This window comes from Bacillus sp. LBG-1-113 (genome assembly GCF_020708615.1).
GTDB classification, from domain to species: domain Bacteria; phylum Bacillota; class Bacilli; order Bacillales; family Bacillaceae; genus Bacillus; species Bacillus mojavensis.
Genome location: NZ_JAJFDG010000016.1, coordinates 1 through 19764, shown reverse-complemented (window position 1 = coordinate 19764; position 19764 = coordinate 1). Strand labels below are relative to the sequence as shown.

At 44.9% G+C, this 19764-nt stretch carries 15 protein-coding genes and 2 pseudogenes; 8 read left to right on the top strand and 9 right to left on the bottom strand.

Annotated elements, in window-relative coordinates; translation table 11 throughout:
* The coding region (srfAA, locus tag LJF29_RS20700; protein ID WP_229150269.1) for a surfactin non-ribosomal peptide synthetase SrfAA at positions 1-8644 on the bottom strand (8644 nt) is incomplete at its 3' end.
* A gap of 578 nt (positions 8645-9222) precedes the next feature.
* Positions 9223-9585 (bottom strand): transcriptional activator HxlR, encoded by a 363-nt coding sequence (gene hxlR, locus LJF29_RS20695; protein ID WP_003241118.1) that lies wholly within the window; start codon positions 9583-9585, stop codon positions 9223-9225.
* A gap of 229 nt (positions 9586-9814) precedes the next feature.
* On the opposite strand from hxlR, the gene hxlA reads away from it, so the two are divergent.
* The 5 genes from hxlA to LJF29_RS20670 all read left to right on the top strand — a co-directional run bounded on the left by hxlA (position 9815) and on the right by LJF29_RS20670 (position 13898).
* Entirely contained in the window at positions 9815-10447 is a 633-nt protein-coding gene (gene hxlA, locus LJF29_RS20690) for a 3-hexulose-6-phosphate synthase (protein ID WP_010332988.1), read from the top strand.
* A gap of 5 nt (positions 10448-10452) precedes the next feature.
* Positions 10453-11010 (top strand): 6-phospho-3-hexuloisomerase, encoded by a 558-nt coding sequence (gene hxlB / locus LJF29_RS20685; protein WP_229150268.1) that lies wholly within the window; start codon positions 10453-10455, stop codon positions 11008-11010.
* A 114-nt stretch (positions 11011-11124) separates the two neighbouring features.
* Positions 11125-12849 (top strand): methyl-accepting chemotaxis protein TlpC, encoded by a 1725-nt coding sequence (gene tlpC / locus LJF29_RS20680; protein ID WP_229150271.1) that lies wholly within the window; start codon positions 11125-11127, stop codon positions 12847-12849.
* A 186-nt stretch (positions 12850-13035) separates the two neighbouring features.
* Complete coding sequence (nucA, locus tag LJF29_RS20675) at positions 13036-13473, top strand: DNA-entry nuclease (protein WP_010332985.1); 438 nt, start codon at positions 13036-13038, stop codon at positions 13471-13473.
* A gap of 26 nt (positions 13474-13499) precedes the next feature.
* Positions 13500-13898: a competence protein ComJ gene (locus LJF29_RS20670; protein WP_229150267.1), complete on the top strand. Its 399-nt coding sequence runs from the start codon at positions 13500-13502 to the stop codon at positions 13896-13898.
* A 35-nt stretch (positions 13899-13933) separates the two neighbouring features.
* On the opposite strand, the gene LJF29_RS20665 is transcribed toward LJF29_RS20670, so the two are convergent.
* From LJF29_RS20665 to LJF29_RS20640, 6 genes and pseudogenes are all read right to left on the bottom strand, one after another.
* A complete protein-coding gene (locus tag LJF29_RS20665) occupies positions 13934-15367 on the bottom strand; it encodes a glycoside hydrolase family 1 protein (protein ID WP_229150266.1) in 1434 nt (477 codons plus the stop codon).
* 72 nt (positions 15368-15439) lie between these two features.
* Positions 15440-16168, bottom strand: a complete 729-nt coding sequence (locus LJF29_RS20660) for an AAA family ATPase (protein ID WP_229150265.1) — start codon at positions 16166-16168, stop codon at positions 15440-15442.
* 16 nt (positions 16169-16184) lie between these two features.
* Positions 16185-16490, bottom strand: a complete 306-nt coding sequence (locus LJF29_RS20655; RefSeq protein WP_229150270.1) for a DUF3147 family protein — start codon at positions 16488-16490, stop codon at positions 16185-16187.
* Between the two features lie 23 nt (positions 16491-16513).
* The gene (locus tag LJF29_RS20650) at positions 16514-16933 is read right to left on the bottom strand and encodes a MarR family winged helix-turn-helix transcriptional regulator (protein WP_229150264.1); all 420 of its coding nucleotides are present in this window, start codon (positions 16931-16933) and stop codon (positions 16514-16516) included.
* Positions 16934-17069: 136 nt separating this feature from the next.
* On the bottom strand, positions 17070-17405 hold the full coding sequence (locus tag LJF29_RS20645; protein WP_229150263.1) for a YckD family protein: 336 nt from the start codon (positions 17403-17405) through the stop codon (positions 17070-17072).
* Positions 17406-17485: 80 nt separating this feature from the next.
* Positions 17486-17581: pseudogene (locus tag LJF29_RS20640) on the bottom strand (RDD family protein); the annotation flags it as partial.
* Between the two features lie 26 nt (positions 17582-17607).
* Here LJF29_RS20640 and LJF29_RS20635 point away from each other — a divergent pair.
* From LJF29_RS20635 to LJF29_RS20625, 3 genes and pseudogenes are all read left to right on the top strand, one after another.
* Positions 17608-17701, top strand: a pseudogene (locus LJF29_RS20635) (RDD family protein); the annotation flags it as partial.
* Positions 17702-18043: 342 nt separating this feature from the next.
* Complete coding sequence (locus LJF29_RS20630) at positions 18044-18907, top strand: transporter substrate-binding domain-containing protein (RefSeq protein ID WP_229150262.1); 864 nt, start codon at positions 18044-18046, stop codon at positions 18905-18907.
* A gap of 9 nt (positions 18908-18916) precedes the next feature.
* Positions 18917-19597: an amino acid ABC transporter permease gene (locus LJF29_RS20625; RefSeq protein ID WP_026014657.1), complete on the top strand. Its 681-nt coding sequence runs from the start codon at positions 18917-18919 to the stop codon at positions 19595-19597.
* A gap of 81 nt (positions 19598-19678) precedes the next feature.
* On the opposite strand, the gene LJF29_RS20620 is transcribed toward LJF29_RS20625, so the two are convergent.
* Positions 19679-19764 (bottom strand): IS3 family transposase (locus LJF29_RS20620; protein WP_134980913.1); only part of this gene is annotated, 86 nt, incomplete at its 5' end.

The following is a 19764-nucleotide window of genomic DNA, read 5'->3' as shown; positions in this document are numbered from 1 at the left end:
CCGCCACACATAGCTCTCCGGCCACGCCCTCCGGCTGAACCTGATGGCTTTCGCTGAGAATGTACACTCTCGTATTGGCGATCGCTTGCCCGATAGAAAGCGAGCCTTCCTCCGGATTGATCTCTGTACTTGTCGCAACGACAGTGTTTTCGGTTGGCCCGTAGTTGTTGATGAGTTTGTACGGCTGTTTGACCGCACGCTTCAGCTTGTCCCCTCCGGTCAAGAGCACGCGGAGTGACGTGTTCTCTAGCTCCATGAACTGTTCCGCCAGCTGTGTTGGCAGGAAGGTGATCGTCACGCCGTTTGTTTCGAAATAGTCATTCAGGCGGGTGATATCAAGGCGGATCGCTTCATCAATGACGTGAAGCTCAGCGCCGATCGTCCAGGTCGGGAACATCTCCCAAATGGAAGCGTCGAACCCGAAGCCCGCGTACTTCGCACTGCGGTCCTCCTCCGTCATGCCGAACGCGTCATGATGCCAGAAGCACAGGTTGACTAGCGCATGGTGCTCGATCATAACACCCTTCGGCTGTCCGGTCGTTCCTGACGTGTAAATCATATAAGCAAGGTGATCAGCAGTTGTGTCGGTCTGCGGATTTTCCTCATCGTTTTCATCAAGCGGCAGACTCAGGATCGTCCGGTTGCCGTCCAGAAGAATGACCTCGCCCGTATAGCTGTCCGGCACTGTGATGCCTTCCTGTTTCAAGAGAAGCTTCGCACCGCTGTCCTGCAGGATATATTCAATCCGCTGATCCGGATAGTCAGGGTCAATCGGCACAAATGCCGCTCCCGCCTTCAGGACACCAAGCACCGCGGCGGACATTTCAAGCGACGGCTTCGTCAGAATGCCGACGCGCTCATCCGCGCTGATGCCGCAGTCGATCAAAATCCGCGCCAGACGGTTCGCCTTCGCATTCAGCTCGCCGTACGTCCATGACTGCCCGTTATACGTGACAGCCGGGCGATCCTTGTGGCGCTGAACAGTTTCTTCAAACAGCTGATGAACCGTTTTGTCTGTCGGCACAGGCAGTGTTTTTCCTTTCCATGCCTCCAAGAGCGTTTGTTTTTCTGTCTCGTTGACGAGCGACAGGCTGGAAAGCGGCTGGTTTGGATTTTCTGTTACTGCTCCTAAAAGCTGAATCCAATATTGCTTCCATCGTTCAATCGTTTCCGGTGTAAACAGCGCCGTATTGTATTCAAGAACAAATGCGAGCCCTCCGCCGGTTTCGTCAGCTGTCAGCGTGATATCAAACTTGGCCGTTTTCCGTTCAAACGGATGCGGTTCAAGCTCGACTCCTTTCATTGTTAAATCTGTGATGCTCGCATTTTGCATAGAAAATACTGCATCAAATAAAGGATTTCTGCTTGTGTCACGGTGAACCTCAACTTTTCCGATCAGGTCCTCAAGCGGGTAATCCTGCGCTTCAAATGCGCTAAGTGCCGTTTCTTTCACTTCACCAAGATAATCCGCAAACGTCTTATCGCCCTTTGGATATGTGCGCATCGCCAGTGTATTGACAAACATTCCGATGACGCGGCTGATGTCCGCTTGAGAACGTCCGGCTACCGGCGAACCCACAATGATATCGTTTTGGCCGCTCAATTTTGATAAAAACGCGCTGTAAGACGCCAGAAGGACCATATACAGAGTGGAATCCGTTTCCTTTGCAAGCTTGCGAAGAGCATCCGCTTTTCCTGCGTCCAATGCAAACGCAATCCGATCTCCTTCAAACGTTTGAACAGCAGGACGGCTGTAATCAGTCGGAAGAGTCAGCACCGGCAGCTCTCCGTCAAGCTCCTTCAGCCAATGTTCCTCTTGCTTCCGGTACAGCTCGGACTGAATAAACTGCTGCTGCCACACGGCATAATCCTTATATTGAATATGAAGCGGCTCAAGGGTTTCTCCGTCGTACAGCTTCGAGAGTTCATCAATCAGCACGCCGACAGACGCTCCGTCAGAAATAATATGGTGCATGTCAAACAGCAGCAGATGCTCAGCTTCTGACAGCTTGATCAGCCCCATTCTAAACAGCGGCAGCCGGTCAAGTGTGAACGGACGGATAAACTCAGAAACGATCCGCTCGGTCTCTTCTTCTGGCGCTTCGAAATATGCCATATCAAACGCCGCTTCATCCCAGATTCGCTGCACCGTTTCTCCGTCTTTTATTTCAAAGGTTGTTCTGAAGGCTTCATGACGCTCCATTAACTGATTCATTACACATTTGAGCCTTTCAACATCCAGATGACCCTTCAGGCGCAGAACCGATGGCATGTTGTAGCTTGTGTTCGCTCCTTCAAGCTGCTGAAGCACGTACATCCGTTTTTGCGGAGAAGAAACTGGATACGTCTCTTGTGTCTTTGCCGGTCTTATGCTGACCGCTGTTCCTTTTTCTGCGGCGGCAATAACCTGTGCTAAGCTTTCAACGGTCGGTGATTGGAAAAGATCCTTGAGAGAAAGCTCAGCGCCCAGTTCCTGATGAATCAAGGCAAGCATCTTCATCCCCGCTAACGAGTGTCCGCCGATTTCAAAGAATTGGTCATAGATGCCGATCTTTTCAACCTGAAGCACCTGTGCCCAAATGTCTGCAACTTTTTGTTCTATTTCATTGCGCGGCGCAATATATGAAACACCATTTGAGATGTTGCCGTCAGGAAGCGGAAGCGCCCGCCGGTCGATTTTTCCGTTACCGGTCAGAGGCAACTCGTCCATTTGGATAAATACCGCAGGGATCATGTACGCCGGCAGATCCTTTGCCGTATGCTCTCTCAGCTCTTGCGCTGTAATTTCACCCTGCCCGACAAAGTACGCGCAAAGCAGTTTATCTCCCGCACCTTGATCGACAGCAAGCACAACGCTCTCCTGCACACGATCGTGGCTTTGCAGCTGGTGTTCAATTTCTCCGAGCTCAATACGCTGTCCGCGGATTTTCACCTGGTGGTCTATCCGTCCGATAAATTCGATATCGCCATTCGGCAGCCATCTTGCCAAGTCACCCGTTTTATACATGCGTTCGCCTTTTTTAAACGGATGCGGCACAAATTTCTCCTCAGTCAGTTCAGGGCGGTTGTAATAACCTTTTACGAGGCCTTCCCCGCTGACACACAGTTCTCCCGCGATGCCGGCAGGCTGAACATGTCCTGCGCGGTCAAGAATGTACACTTCCGTATTGCTGACCGGTCTTCCAATCGGAACGGACATCGTATGCTCATCCAATTCATCAACCGGATGATACGTTGCGAAAACCGTGCTTTCAGATGGGCCGTACATGTGAAGCAGCTTGCCTTTTCCAACAGTCTGCAGCGCTTTTTTCACATGATCTACAGAAGCCCGTTCTCCCCCGAACATAATCTTGCGCAAAGTCGACAAGCATCTCGGATTCAAGTCCACAAGAAGATGGAACAGAGCTGTCGTGATCATGAGGATGCTGATGTTCTCCCGCTCAATAACGCGAGAAAGACGAGCCATGTCCAGAACAGTTTCTTTCGGAACGAGCACAAGCTTGGCGCCGTTTAATAGAGAGCCGAATACGTCAAACATAAATGCGTCAAATACATAATTTGAGAGTCCGAGTATCGTATCCTGTTCCGTAATGCTGAGATAATTCGTCTGCTTAACCGTACGCAGAATATTGGCATGTGTCACAATATTTCCCTTTGGCGTTCCTGTCGTTCCGGATGTATACGTCAGGTTGGCCATGGCCGCAGAATCAAACGGCAGAGCGAGATTTTGCGCATCGCCGTGATAGCTTTCATCCTCATCAGCGAGCACGATGACACCCTTGAATTCAGCTTTTTCCGCTAACGCCTTTAATTTCGACTGGGTGAGAAGCACTTTCGCTCCGCTGTCTTGGAAGAAATGCTGCATCCGCTGAATCGGGTGTTCCGGATCAATCGGTACATAAGCCGAACCGGATTTTAATACCGCAAGGATGGACACAATCATGTCCATTGACCGTTCACATAGGACGGCCGCTGTCCTGCTTTCGCCTGCTCCCATTGAAAGAATGCCGCGCGCTAAGCGGTTGGCCCGTTCATTCAGCTCTCGATATGTGAGCGATTGCCCTTCATATTGAAGTGCCGGGCGATCCGGCGTTTTGGCAGCCTGCTCCTCAAACAGCTGAACAATCGTTTTGTCTTTCGGATAAGGCGTTCTTTCCGGGTTAAACTGCTGAACTTGTAAGGCGGCTTCCTCTTCAGAAAGAAGGTTGTACTCAGAAATCTGTTTCTCAGGCTCAGCAACTACATCTTCAAGCAGGCGCGCAAAATGCGTGAGCAGCCTGTCTGCCGTGCTTCGTTTAAACAGTTTTGTGCTGTAGTCTAAATCAAGATCAATGCCTCGGTCCGTTTCTCTTGCCTGAACCGTTACATCAAATTTGGCAATGTTGAAGTTGGTTTCATGAATCGACAATGTCAAATCACCGACAGCCGGAATGCCCGCCGCCGCGTTTTGGAGACTGAACATCGTGTCAAACAACGGATGTCTGCTTACATCACGCGGGATGCTCAGGTCTTCAACAAGCCATTCAAATGGATAATCCTGATGAGAAAAGGCATCCAGAACCTGCTGGCGCACACGTGTGAGCAGGCTGTTAAAAGTCTCATCCTGCTTCACTTCACTGCGAATAGCGAGCGTATTAACGAACATTCCGACAATGCCCTCTGTATCAGAATGATGTCTGCCCGCTGACGGAGTGCCGACAATGATGTCATCCTGCCCCGTATATTTAGACAATAGCGTATAGTAGGCTGACAGCATGACCATATAAAGTGTGGCGCCATTTTTTTCAGCTAAACGATACAGGCGATTCTTTAACTCTGCATCCAGCTTGATGGAAACCCGGTCTCCTTCAAAGCTTTGGACAGGAGGTCTCGGATAATCGGATAGAAGCTGAAGCACAGGAAGCTCACCCGCAAAGGCTTCCTTCCAATACGCCCGATCCTTTTGGTATCCTTCAGCAGCCTGCGCGCTTTGCCAGACGGCGTAATCTTTATACTGAAGACGAAGCTCAGGAAGCTGTTCACCGCGGTAAATCTGTGCCAGTTCCTCCAAAATAATGCCGATGGAAACACCGTCAGAAATCAAATGGTGCATATCAAACAGAAGCATATGACGGTTTTCTTCGAGCTCCATCAATCCGATTCTCAACAGCGGCGCTTTCGATAAGTCAAACCGGCGGACAAAAGAAGTCATAACCTCCTCATTTGAGCGGCCGCTTCTTTCAATCATCTCGATGTTGAACTGGACGCTGTCATGAATTTTTTGTCTCGGTATGCTGCCTTCAAGCACAAATGATGTCCTCAGCGACTCGTGGCGGCTGATTAACTTATCAAATGCGTGTTTCAGTTTTTGAATGTCTAAAGGTCCCTCTAAAATAGCTGCCGCCGGCATGTTATATCCGACTCCCGCATCCTCGAATTGGCTGACAATGTACGTCCGCTGCTGCGCCAGAGAAAGCGGGTAATGCTCCTGTTTTTCAGCCGGCTCAATCGCCGCAAACGTCCGGCCTTCTTTACGCTCGGCCGCCTCAGCAAGAGCGGCGATGGTCGGATGCTCAAACACATATTGCAGCGGGATGTCAGCGCCCGTTTCCTTATGAATCTTTGTTAAAAGCGTCATTGCCTTCAATGAATGACCGCCCGTTTCAAAGAAATTGTCAAAGACCCCGGCTTTCTCAACGCTCAGCACATCCTGCCAAATCTCGGCGATTGTTTTTTCCATTTCGTTTCGAGGTGCGGTATACGCTGTTCCCCTTACCGCTTTTACCTCAAGCGCAAACAGCTTGCGGCGGTCCACTTTTCCGCTTGGCGTGAGCGGAATTTCTGTGATTTCTGTGATGTAGTTCGGCACCATGTAGTCAGGAAGGTGTTTTGCCGCGTGTTCCCGCAGACGCGCAGGAGCAAATTCGCTTCCCGCTTTTTGCACAACATACCCACAAACCTCAAGATTCCCTTGGGCATCAGGCTTTGCCAAGACGACAGCTTTGGCAACATCAGGCGCCTGCTGAAGCACGGTTTCAATTTCTCCAAGCTCAATGCGGTATCCGCGAACTTTGACTTGATCATCTTCTCTTCCTAAATATTCGATCGTTCCATCCGGAAGCCAGCGCACCACATCTCCGGTACGATACATGCTGTCACCAGGCACAAACGGGTCTTGTGAAAATTTCTCAGCTGTCAATTCCGGGAGGTTTAAATAGCCTCGTCCAACACCGTCACCCGCGATATAAAGCTCACCCGCCACGCCTTCCGGCTCCAGACGGCCTTTTTGATCCAAAATATACAAGCGGTTATTCCCAAGTGCTTTCCCGATTGGCACATACGCAGATTGAACTGAACTGTCCGGGTGAACCGGATGAACAGATGCATCCACACACGTTTCAGTCGGCCCGTACACATTGGTTAAACGAGGAACGGCACCCGCTTCTTGAAACAATGTCAGAAGCTTGTCCGCCACAACAGAAGAAAGACCTTCCCCGCCAATCAGCAGGTGTTTGAGCTTAAGACCATTCAAATCTCCCGCAGCTATCAGCATTTGCAGATGGGCCGGTGTTCCGTCCGTCGCCTCAATCCCGTGTCTGCGGTAATAGTCCGCAAGAGCAGCGCCATTCGTCACCGTTTTCTTCGGTACAATATAAAGAGTCTGTCCCAAAAGAAGCGATGCGAAAATCTGTTTCACTGACGCATCAAAGTGGAACGGCGCAAGCAATGCCATCCGCAAGGTCTGGCTCTCACTCTGATAAATGGTCTGCTGCAGAGATTCAACCAAATGATGAACCTGGCGATGCTCGATCATCACTCCTTTTGGACGTCCGGTTGTTCCCGACGTATAAATAATGTAGGCAAGATCACTAGCATTCACATTGACATCCAAAATAGCATCTGCACCGCTTGCAATCGCCTGATCAAAGTTAATAAGCTCAGCAGATGCATCTGGGGACGCAACCTTCGATTCAGTCAAGACGAAGTCCGCACCGCAGTCCTCCAAAATAAATTGGATGCGCTCTGCCGGAAACTCGGGGTCAATCGGCACATAGGCTCCACCGGCTTTTAAAATCCCCATGATAGCCGTGATCATCCGTTCAGAACGTTCGAGCAAAACGGCAACCGGGCTGTCTGCACGGATCCCCTTCTCTTTCAGCACATTGGCAATGCGTGCGGATTGTTCATGTAACGTTCGATAAGACAATGCACGATTTTCAAACACAACCGCAGGCTGATCAGCAAGCGATTCCGCCTTTTCTTGGAATAGTGCCGGAATCGTCATGTTCTTGCGGTAATTAACCGGTTCACCGCCAGCCCGCAATAGCAGGCGCTCTTTCTCCGCCTCAGAAATCAGCGTCAATTCATCAATCGTATGATTCGGGTGCGTAAGTGCGTTCTCAAGCAATGTCATCATGCGTTCACAAACAATTTTAATTTCTTCACGCGTCATGAAATCAGTACGGTAGTCAAAGTCAATTGTAAGTTTCCCAGTATCCCATCGATCCTTCACATGAATCGAAACATCATTCAATCCGCTTCCGCTGAAAATGGGCTCAGTCAAAAAGGCAAGATTCTCTTCTTTCTGCCACTGCATCACCTGATATTCAAGCGAAACGGTAAACAGCTTTGTCACAGAGCTTTTTGTTTCACGTAGATTATTGATGAGAAGATTATACGGGTACTTTTGATGCCGAAGAGTCTTCATTAAATCCTTCATCCGGTCTTTAACAAAATCAAAAAACGCTTGTCCGCCGTCAATGTTTGCCCGAAGCGGAACCGTAGAAACAAACATGCCGAGCATCTGCTTCTCTTTCGCATTTGTCCGGTTGCCCATAAATGTACCAGTTACCACATCATTCTGCCCGCTGACTCTGTACAAGTAGGCGGCAAGCACCGATTGAAATACCGATAAAACGCTGACCTTGTGCTCCTCACAAAAGGATAAAATCTGCTGATGCAGCGCCTCAGGCACATCTTGAGAAAATCTCTCAGCATCTAAACTTTTGCCTGCAGGAGCATTCCGTTTCAGGGAAACGAGTTCAGGCACCGTCTCGAATTGCTTGTTCCAGAACGCTTTATCTTTTTCAAACCGCTTTGATTGAGCATAGTCCTGTTCAGACAAAACATGATCGATAAATGAATGCGAGATTCCTCTTTTTGTTTCTGAGCCGCCTGCTAATTCCAAGTAAATATGCATAATGGCGTTTCCGAGAATGTTCATGGAGATCCCGTCAGAAATCACATGATGAACATTTGCATAAAACCATACTTCATTTTCTTTGATGGTAAACAAGGAAAACCGGAATAAGTCACAATCGTACAGAGGCAGAGGTTTTTTCGTTTCCTCCCGGCCCCATTGTGAAATGGATTCTATCGCATGCTGATCTCCAGTGGTGTCAGTATGTTTTATATCAACAGGCTTATACTCGCTTATATATTGAATGGGCTCTCCGTTTTCATCGAGACGCAAACGAAGACGCATTGCGTCATTTCTGCGGACAAACTCTTGGATCGCTTGCTCCACAAGCTTCCAGTCAATTTTTTCAGTTGAAACCAGCTTACCAATACCCGCAAGATTTGAAATACTCGTGTGAGGATAAAATTTTTCTGTATACCAAATTCGTTTTTGTGCATCAGTTAAAGGATAAAAAGTTATTTCCATATTATCTTACCTCCCCTAATCTTCAATAATTTGTAACATGTGCAGGATGATTTCTCTTTCGTATCCATTGACAACTTTTGAATCTAATGGACTAACTGATCAAAAAGCCGAAAGTACTACATCTCAAAAGCGTTGCATCCAAATAAAAAACAACTACCGCTCTTAAAAGCGGGTGCCGTAAGCCTTTATTGCGGGCGGCCGGCACAGGCAGATAAAGACTGCAGTTTCTTTTTCACCAAAGAGAAACATTTTTGCCTAATTCTTCATTGTTTTCAATATTTTTAACCTTTCTAACGTTCACTTTAAATGAAAAAATTGTTTTTATCACCGAAAAATGGGTGAAAAGTTCCATGCGGGATACCGAAAAGATTCCAGTTCTTTTACAGGGGAATTTTTGCGGGATACCGCAAAAATTTCCACTAAACATTATTTACAGAAAAATAAAAATTTTTAAATTAAGCCACTTCGGTACAGCCCATTTACTGTGGGAAGCCATTTACAATCTTTACATCCCATATGTTTACCGCCCAAAAACTAAAAAACAGGCAAAAAAAAAGACACCCTTAACCGAGAGCGCCTTACAACGATTCCTTAATGACATTTTTGTCGATATCAATCAATTCCATATAGCCTTTCCCCCACTCATACATGGCATCAAGAATAGGCATCAGACTTTCTCCTTGCGGGGTCAAGGAATATTCAACCTTCGGCGGGACAACCGGATACACTTCCCTGTGAACAATCATATCCTGCTCCAGCTCTCTCAGCTGATTCACGAGGATCTTCTGCGTAATATCAGGAATCAAAGCTTTTAATTCATTAAAACGTTTTGTGCCTTCTTTTCCTAAATGCCACAAAATAAGCATTTTCCATTTACCGCCGATCACCGCTAGCGTCAATTCCTTCTCACAATTAAACCTTTTGTCGTCCATCCGGCTCAAAAGAAATCCCCCTTAGTATACTTTTTATATGTTAGATACGTATCATCACTTACTTACTTTTTAGCAGGCTCTTTTTATTATACTCACTCACAAAACCAAGCGAAAGAAATCTGATTGCCTCTTCTCACAGTATCCTTCAAGTAACTAGTTGACTTCAAAGTGCCTACTTCTCAGCTAAAGAAGGAACCTATAGAATGAGAAATAATTCGAATAAGGGAGTGGATCAACAATGGAATTACAGCTGGCATTAGACCTGGTAAATATCCCCGAAGCTATCGAGCTTGTCAAAGAAGTGGAACAATACATCGACGTGGTTGAGATTGGAACACCGGTTGTCATTAATGAAGGCCTTAGAGCCGTTAAAGAAATAAAAGAAACATTTCCGCAATTGAAGGTCCTGGCAGATCTGAAAATCATGGATGCCGGCGGATACGAAATTATGAAAGCGTCGGAAGCGGGAGCTGATATCATCACCGTGTTAGGGGCTACAGACGATGCAACGATTAAAGGTGCAGTAGAAGAAGCCAAAAAACAGAAGAAGAAAATCTTAGTGGACATGATTAACGTGAAAGATATCGAATCCCGTGCGAAAGAAATTGACGCACTCGGTGTTGATTACATCTGCGTCCACACTGGATATGATCTTCAAGCAGAGGGCAAAAACTCTTTCGAAGAATTAACGACAATCAAAAATACAGTAAAAAACGCAAAAACCGCAATTGCGGGCGGCATCAAACTTGATACACTGCCAGAAGTGATCAAACAAAACCCCGACCTTGTCATTGTTGGGGGCGGGATTACAAGCGCAGCCGATAAAGCAGAGACAGCTTCAAAAATGAAACAGCTTATATCCCAAGGATAATTCATATGAAAACGACTGAATACGTAACGGAAATTCTCAATGAGTTACACCGTTCAGCGGCTTATATTTCTAATGAAGAAGCTGATCAGCTTGCCGATCACATTCTTTCGTCCAATCAAATTTTCACTGCGGGCGCGGGCCGTTCTGGCCTGATGGCAAAATCCTTCGCGATGAGACTGATGCACATGGGCTTCAACGCTCATATTGTCGGTGAGGTTCTCACTCCGCCGCTCCGCAAAGGAGACCTCGTCATTATCGGCTCAGGATCAGGCGAGACAAAGAGCCTGATCAATACAGCAGCTAAAGCAAAAAGCTTACACGGAGTCGTTGCCGTTTTAACCATCAATCCGGATTCGAGCATTGGAAAACAATCGGATCTCATCGTCAAAATGCCCGGTTCTCCTAAAGACCGGTCAAACAGAAGCTATCAAACCATACAGCCAATGGGATCATTATTTGAGCAAACATTGCTGCTATTCTATGATGCAGTCATTTTAAAACTCATGGAGAAAAAAGGACTCGATTCTGAAACCATGTTCACTTCCCACGCAAACCTTGAATAGCCTCACATAACCGGCCTGGAGATCAGGCCGGTTTTTGATATTCCTCTAAAATAAAACTTTAAACCCAAAAACCCGATAAGTAATATGACCTACAAATATACAAAGGGAGGAATTATATTGAAAAAGCAAATAAAACTGAAGCTTGGAACTAAAATTCTCGGCTTGGTCTTCGCGGTTATTCTATTGTTTTCTCTATCAGTCGGCGCCGTGATGCTTAAGGACATTACAAGCAGCATGAAAAAAATGGCCACTGACAAGGCGAAAGGCGATCTTGCTTTAAGCAGCACGTATATTGACGACGTGATTTTAGGGAACTGGGAGGTAAAAAACGATAAGCTGTATAAAGGCGAGACACAAATAAACGGAAATGAAGACATCGTTGATCTGCTTGGCAAAAAAACAGGTGACACCGTAACGATTTTTCAAGGAGATACACGGGTGGCAACCAACGTAATGAAAGACGGCGAAAGAGCTGTCGGCACTCAAGCTTCTGCTGAAGTCACTGACGCTGTTTTAAAAAACGGGAAGCAATTCTACGGACAAGCAGATGTGGCGGGCTCCTCTTATCAAACAGCATATATGCCCTTAAAAGATAAGGAAGGCAACATTATCGGTATGCTGTATACAGGAGCCAATCAAAGCATTTTAGCATCGCTTACCCAATCGCTGTTCACTCAATTTGTTATCGTTCTCGCTGCAGTTATTATTATATCTGTCATCCTTGTTCTGCTTTTCACCAGAAGAATCAATCGGCGGCTAAACGTGTTAAAATACGCCTTTGAAAGCGCCGGAAACGGAGATATGACAATAGAAGTTTCAGACAAGTCCGCTGATGAGTTAGCAGAACTGAGTGTCTACTATAATAAGATGAGATTGAAGCTGAATCAGACAATCCAAACCGTACAGCAATCGGCTCTTCAGCTTGCATCAGCCTCTCAGCAGCTTTCAGCCGGAGCAGAAGAAACAAATCAAGCTTCAGAAAAAATCACAGAAGCTGTTCAACATATTGCAAACGGAGCCAAGCATCAAATTACACGAATTGAAAACAGTGAAAAATCACTGGAGCAAACAACGGCTGACATACGGCAAATTTCTTCAAATACTGTTGCCATTGCTGAGAAAGGACAGCTTGCGCAATCTAAAGCAGACATTGGCCAAAAAGAAATTTCAAATGTTCAGGCACAAATGGATACCATTCACCATTCGATTGAAAAAAGCGGTGAGATCATTCAGCAGCTGGACGGCCGCTCTAAACAAATTGAACAAATCTTATCTGTCATCACCCAAATTGCCGATCAGACAAACCTGCTTGCCCTTAATGCGGCAATTGAAGCTGCCCGAGCCGGGGAACACGGCAAAGGCTTTGCCGTTGTTGCTGATGAAGTTCGCAAATTAGCAGAGGAATCTCAACGGTCTGTCGGACAGATTTCCAAATTAATCGCTGAGATAAAAAATGATATGACTGTATCTGCGCAGTCTGTTGAACATGTGAAAACAGAAGCTGCTGAAGGTGTAAACATGATCCACCGCACCAGAGACGCATTTAAAGAAATTGCAGCCGCAACAGATGAAATTACTGCGGAAATCAGCGATTTATCAGCATCTGTTACCAACATCTCAGCAAGTACGCAAAAAATAAATGAATCCTTTGCCGCCAATACAACAGACATTAAAGAATCAACAGAAAATACCCGGCAGGCAGCAGCTTTAACAGAAGAGCAATTTGCTGCAATGGAAGAGATTACTGCAGCCTCGGAAACGTTATCTCATTTAGCTGAAGAGCTTACCGGTATCATAAGCCAATTTAAAATGATTAATCAACCTGAAAACAGCTTATAATCTCGTATTAATATTTCAATTTGATAACGTTATTTTTTTAAAAATGAATATTTCGCTCTGCTAAAATGACGATTCCTGCAATAAACCTAGGGCAAAACAAAAAATGTTAATCTTTACACCAAGCCCTTTCTGCATTACTCTTGGAGCAGTTTTAAAAGTTGCTGACGCGGGAGGTGATCATCACGAATGGACATTATAAAAACTTTACTTCTCGTAATAGTTGTCATAGCAGCTGCAGCTGTTGGCCTGATTAAGGGAGACTTTTTCTCAGACGAACAAAAAACGTCTCAAACAGAAGAATATGACGAAACAATAGCCTTCCCTTCTGAGCGTTATCCTGAGACAGCAAATCATATCAAGGACGCAATAAGTGAGGGGCATTCAGATGTGTGCACTGTAGACAGAGACGGAGCTGAGGAACGCCGCGAACAATCATTGAAAGACGTACCTACCAAAACAGGGTATGACCGAGATGAATGGCCAATGGCCATGTGCAAAGAAGGCGGTGAAGGGGCCTCTGTAGAATATATTTCTCCCGCTGACAATCGCGGCGCAGGCTCCTGGGTCGGGCATCAGCTGACCGATTACCCTGATGGCACAAAGGTTTTATTTACGATTCAGTAAACAGTTAAAAGAGGAGGAACAGCACATTGATCAAATCATGGAAGCCGCAAGAACTGACGATTTCATATCATCAATTTACTGTATTTCAAAAGGGTTCCGCACCGCCTGTCATCGATTGGACAGATGAAGCGATTGAAAAAGGATATGTGGAAGCGGACGAAGCCATTTCGTTTGAGGCACAGCGAAATTCAAAGGTATATATTCTTTTGCGCCTTAACAGTTCAGAAACAGTAGCATCCTATGAAAAAAAAGTGACTGTTCCTTTTCACGTCACAAATGACGGAATTGAAATTGAAAGCATCATGTCCAAACGGCTCTCCTTCGACCTTCCTAAAGGGGACTATCAACTCACATGCTACACTGTACCGGCTGAGCTGTCAGATCTGCATGCTGACACTTACATCATTGATGCTGTTTCCGTCTAATGAAAAGCCCTGAGAGGAATACTCTCAGGGACTCTTTATATATTTTCTCCATTTTTCTTAATAACGTCCTGATACCAATAAAAGCTTTTTTTCTTCAATCGTTTTAAGTCATTTTCATTCTCTTCGTCACGATTCACATAAACAAAGCCGTATCTTTTTTGATAACCGTTCAGCCAGCTTAACAGATCAGTAAATGACCAGCTGCAATATCCGATCAAATCGACTCCATCACTAATGGCCTGTCTGCATTGCTCAAGATGCGATCGCAAATAATCAATTCTATAATCATCATGTATAGTGCCGTTTTCAACTTTATCGAATTCTCCTAAACCGTTTTCTGTAATAAACACAGGAAGCTGATAACGTGTCGTAATGCGGCGGAGCCCGATACGCAATCCTACCGGATCAATCGTCCAATCCCAGTTGCTCGTTGTGAGGTTCGGGTTTTTCTTAGTTTTAAATAGTCCCGGCATCCCTGTTTCCTGATTGGTCCCTTTTTGGCCCGTCGTATTCATTTTCCCTTCTGAAACGCCGTCGAGCGGATTTCGTTCGTAAGTAATCGTTTGATAATAGTTGACACCTACAAAATCCGGCTTCCCTTTGGCAAGCAGCTCCATATCACCCGGTTCGATTGTCGGCGCCCATCCCTGTTTTTCTAAATAGCGGAAAGGAATTTGCGGGTAGGTTCCCCAGCAATACATGTCCAGCCACCATTTATTCATAAATTCTTCAGCATTTTCAAAAGCTGTGATATCCTCTGGGTGACTGGTTAAAGGATATGCGGGAGAATAAGCAAAGCTAGGTCCTATTTTGCCTTCGGGCACATATTCTCTGAAGGACTCAATAGCTTTCGCATTTGCCAGAAACGCAATATGATTTGCTTCGTAAAATCGTTTTCTGTCCTTCACGCCAGGCGGATGCATGGCTGTAAGAAAGCCGTGATTAAAATTGTAGTTTTGTTCATTCAACGTTACCCAATATTTCACTTTCTGTCCAAAGCGTTTATAAAGAGTCATGCAGTAATGATTAAAATCCTCTATGATGTTTCTCGACTCAAATCCGCCATACTCGTCCATAAGTGCCTGAGGCAAATCCCAGTGATATAAAGTCAAAACCGGTTCAATGTTATGAGAAAGCAATTCATCAATCAGGTTATCGTAAAATGCCAGACCGGCTTCATTGATTTCTCCTTTTCCTTTTGGAAAAATACGCGGCCAGCTGACAGAGAATCGATATGCTTTCAGCCCCATCTCAGCCATCAGAGCGACATCTTCCTTATAACGGTGATAATGGTCAACTGCAACATCACCATTGGTGCCCTTAAACGTTTTGCCGGGGATTTTCGTAAACACGTCCCATACAGAAGGGCCTTTGCCATCTTCGTTCCATGCTCCTTCAACCTGGTAAGCTGCTGAAGCCGAGCCCCATAAAAAATGTTTCGGAAAAGATTCTGGATGTTGATGGATCATTGTGTTAATCACTCCTGAAGTATTTGATAAACCTATCATAGGCTATGAAACGCGTTTCATAGCAACACGATGTTAATCTCGGAACAGCTCAGCTAATATTTTCTCTCTTTGTTCAAGAAAATACCTGGTTAACTGGACGTGTTCAGTGCTTTCGTATTCTGTATGATGTATACTGCCCCCGTCAAAGCTGAAAATGTCAGCATTCGGATAGCCTAGCAAAATTGGGGAGTGAGTAGCAATGATGAACTGTACATTTCCGCCCTTCACTAAATCGTGTATGACTCTCAAAAAAGCTAACTGCCGTGCGGGAGAAAGTGCGGCTTCAGGCTCATCTAAAAGATAAATGGCTTTTCCTTTAAAACGATGATGGAACAGCGACATAAAAGACTCACCATGCGATTGCTTGTGCAGCGGCCTCCCGCCATAGGAGAGATATGGCTGTGGAGCATCTCGTTCCACTTCATCAAGATGAAGAGAAAGCTGATAAAACGATTCTGCTCTTAAGAAAAAACCATTTGTGATCTTAGGAAGCCATGATAAACGTATGTAATCTCCCAAATGAGAGTCTGACTCCTGCAATTCATAGATATTATTACGGCTGCCGCCCGCTGTATTAAATTCACACTTATCCGCAATTGCTTCAAGTAAAGTTGATTTCCCCGAGCCGTTTTCTCCGACAAAAAAAGTCACTTCTTTGGTAAATGAAATATCGTGTAATTGACTTACAGCAGGGATAGTGAATGGGTATCTGTCAAAGGACGGGATCTTATCTCTAAGGAGTGTGACCTTTTTTAAATACATAGCTTCTCCTCTCGCGTTAAATGAATATATTCAAAAAAATCTTTTGCAGTAGCAAAAAAGCGATCCATCCTAGGACTCCAAAGCATAGCGCTAACCAGAAGGGAACATTCGTTTTCAATAAAAACGCCATTACCGCGAGCAAACAAACCGTAGCAGGTATGCCCTTAAGCACACCAGACGCAAATTGACTCAATTGTGCTGTATTTTCGCCCTGCACTTTCATCCAAAACAGGCTTAACAAGCTGACTAATGGCAAAGCTGCAATAATTCCTCCATAGGTTGGATGTCTTTTTGATATTTCAGTAACGAATCTAATAATCAGTGCTGAGATGATTATTTTACTTATTACCGCCTTTGTTTAGCTTCCTTGCTTAAAATTTCAAATGCTTGTTGAATCAATTCCTTTTCCGATGAGCTTATTCGTTCAATTATTTCATTTAATTTCTCTTTGTCCAGCTGAATATGCTGTTCAAGAACAGAGCGTCCTTCCTTTGTTAAAACTACCAGAACCTTACGTTCGTCTTGCTGACTTCGACGTTTAGCTGCCAATCCCTTTTGAATCAACCGTTTTGTATGTTCAGATGCTGTATTATGAGAGACAGATAAATACTCCGCTAAAGCTCCTATTGTTGCCTCGCCTTGCTTTTCAATATGCTGCATGAGCCGTATCGCCTGATGAGAAATATTATCTTTTTGCTTGTAGTGTAATGAATAGTAGATGTCGGTCCATTGCTGATTTAATTTATTTATGAAATCCAGTTCCATTATTCACACCTCTCTTTATATCTTATATTACGATATATTCTTTTTGAACGATATAATTTTATAAAAAAACTTCAATATCATAATGGATAATACCTTTAATCAAAAAAGCATCCAACCTCAATTGGATGCTTAAAGCCTAATGTCTCTTTTCAAATTTATGCTGATGAGAATGGCGTTTCGGAACAAAGCCGTTTTGTTTCATCATTTCAAAGTGTTGGACCATGTGAATTTTGATGTGATCTCCTTTTTCTTTAGGCAGAACGCCGTATTCTACATACTTAGAGATGACATCCTTGCGTTTTTTTAATATATCTGCTTCCAGCTGTTCAATTTCTTTCTTTTGCTGTTCAGTCAGTGTAACATTTGCAGGCGGCTGTTGCTGTTGTTTTTCCGCCGCTTCAGCTGTGCCAGTTAAAGAAATAACAGCCGCGGCAATGAGCATTCCGATGATATTGACATTCACTTTTTTCATCCAGTTTATTCCTCCTATCTTTTTTTATATATTTTGCTTCATTGTGTTTTTTATGTATACAAAATAAAAAGAGCGAACCATTATTCGCTCTTTCTGATCTGTTCGTCCGTATAAAGTTCTTCTTCTCCCGGTGCTGCGTAAGTAACGTATGTTCCTGCGATAAAATCATGCAGCGTCTATTTGTCTTCTCTGGGGGAGTTACATGAACATCTACAAACCGGCCGGATTTTGGAAGACTAGGAGCTTCATTACTGGATTACATTATTGTCTCGGTGCCTCTTTTGCTGATCTACTATGGTTTCAATTTGACTATGATGTTGCTGTCTTCTTTCTTATCGAATATATCATATGCTCTAGGGGCATCAGCAAGACTTAATTTGTGCGTAATGATATCAGGCGCAGCCGGAATCCCGTTTTATCCAGATGAAGATCAGAGCCGCAAATACCTGTTGCCGTAATTCTGATAATAGCATCTCTTACCTCCTGAATCCGGGGAGCTTCAACCTCTTTGCTGCTTTTTAACTCACAGTCTCATTTGTATACACAATTCGAACTTTTTGAAAACGCCATCAACATATTGCAACCCCCTATGTTCAATGCTATCTTTTTAGTTGATTAACAGATTGGGGGAAACATAGGTGAAATCATTTAAGCAATCAAAAGCCATTATCTTTAGCTTAACAATGGCTTTCTTTCTTATATTGGCAGCCTGTTCCGGCAAAGATGAAGCCGGTTCCAAGAATACAGGCTGGGAGCAAATCAAAGAAAAAGGAAAAATCGTCGTTGCTACGTCCGGCACACTTTATCCTACGTCCTATCATGATACCGATGCAGGTAAGGATCAACTGACAGGCTATGAGGTTGAAGTTGTTCGAGAAGCGGCTAAGCGTCTCGGGCTGAAAGTTGAGTTCAAGGAAATGGGTATCGACGGGATGCTGACAGCGGTGAACAGCGGCCAGGTTGACGCTGCCGCCAATGATATAGATGTGACAAAGGACCGCGAAAAGAAGTTCGCGTTTTCTTCTCCTTATAAATATTCATACGGCACAGCCATTGTCCGAAAAGATGATTTATCAGGGATCAAAACGCTGAAAGATTTAAAAGGGAAAAAAGCGGCTGGCGCAGCGACAACTGTCTATATGGACGTTGCCAGAAAATACGGCGCCCAAGAAGTTATTTATGATAACGCGACCAACGAGCAGTATTTAAAAGATGTTGCCAACGGCCGCACTGATGTCATCTTAAACGACTATTACCTGCAGACACTGGCACTGGCGGCATTTCCGGATCTTAACATCACGATCCATCCTGACATCAAGTACATGCCGAATAAACAGGCGCTTGTCATGAAAAAAAGCAATACTGAGCTTCAGAAACAAATGAACGAGACGCTGAAAAAGATGAGCAATGACGGCACTTTGACCAAGCTGTCAAAACAATTCTTCAATAAAGCGGATGTATCAAAGAAACTGGATGTCGACGTTCAAGACGTTGACCTTTAATCAGACGCCATGATGTACAGCATTCAGTGGGAATATATTTTCAACACGCAGCTGGCGATAGAATCGTTTCCTTATGTTATAAAAGGTATTGGATACACGTTGCTTATTTCTTTTGTCAGCATGTTTGCCGGAACGGTGATCGGGCTGTTTATATCGCTCGCCAGAATGTCTAAGATTGCCCTGCTGAGATGGCCGGCGCGTCTTTACATTTCTTTTATGCGCGGCGTTCCGATTTTGGTAATCCTGTTTATCCTTTATTTTGGTTTCCCTTATATCGGCATTGAATTTTCTGCCGTTACAGCCGCCTTGATCGGCTTTAGCCTCAACAGCGCTGCTTATATTGCGGAAATTAACCGTTCAGCCATTTCATCCGTTGAAAAAGGACAGTGGGAAGCTGCATCCTCGCTCGGTCTTTCATATTGGCAGACGATGAGGGGGATCATTTTGCCGCAATCGATCCGCATTGCGCTGCCTCCGCTCGCCAATGTTTTGCTCGATTTGATCAAGGCATCCTCGCTAGCCGCGATGATTACGGTGCCGGAATTGCTCCAGCATGCGAAAATTATCGGGGGCCGAGAGTTTGATTACATGACTATGTATATTCTGACCGCACTCATTTATTGGGCCATCTGCTCCGTTGCGGCGGCGTTTCAGAATATCCTTGAGAAGAAATACGCGCATTATCTTTAAACAAACGTTTGATTAAAAAAAAAGCCGCTCCGCAGGGGACGGGACTGACCCCTGTTTTTGAGACAGGGATCAAAACACCTTTTATACAGCCAATTGCCGATAGCTTATTGGTGATTGGCTGTTTAGTTTCGTTTGAATACGAATGTTGTTATAATAATAAATGTATT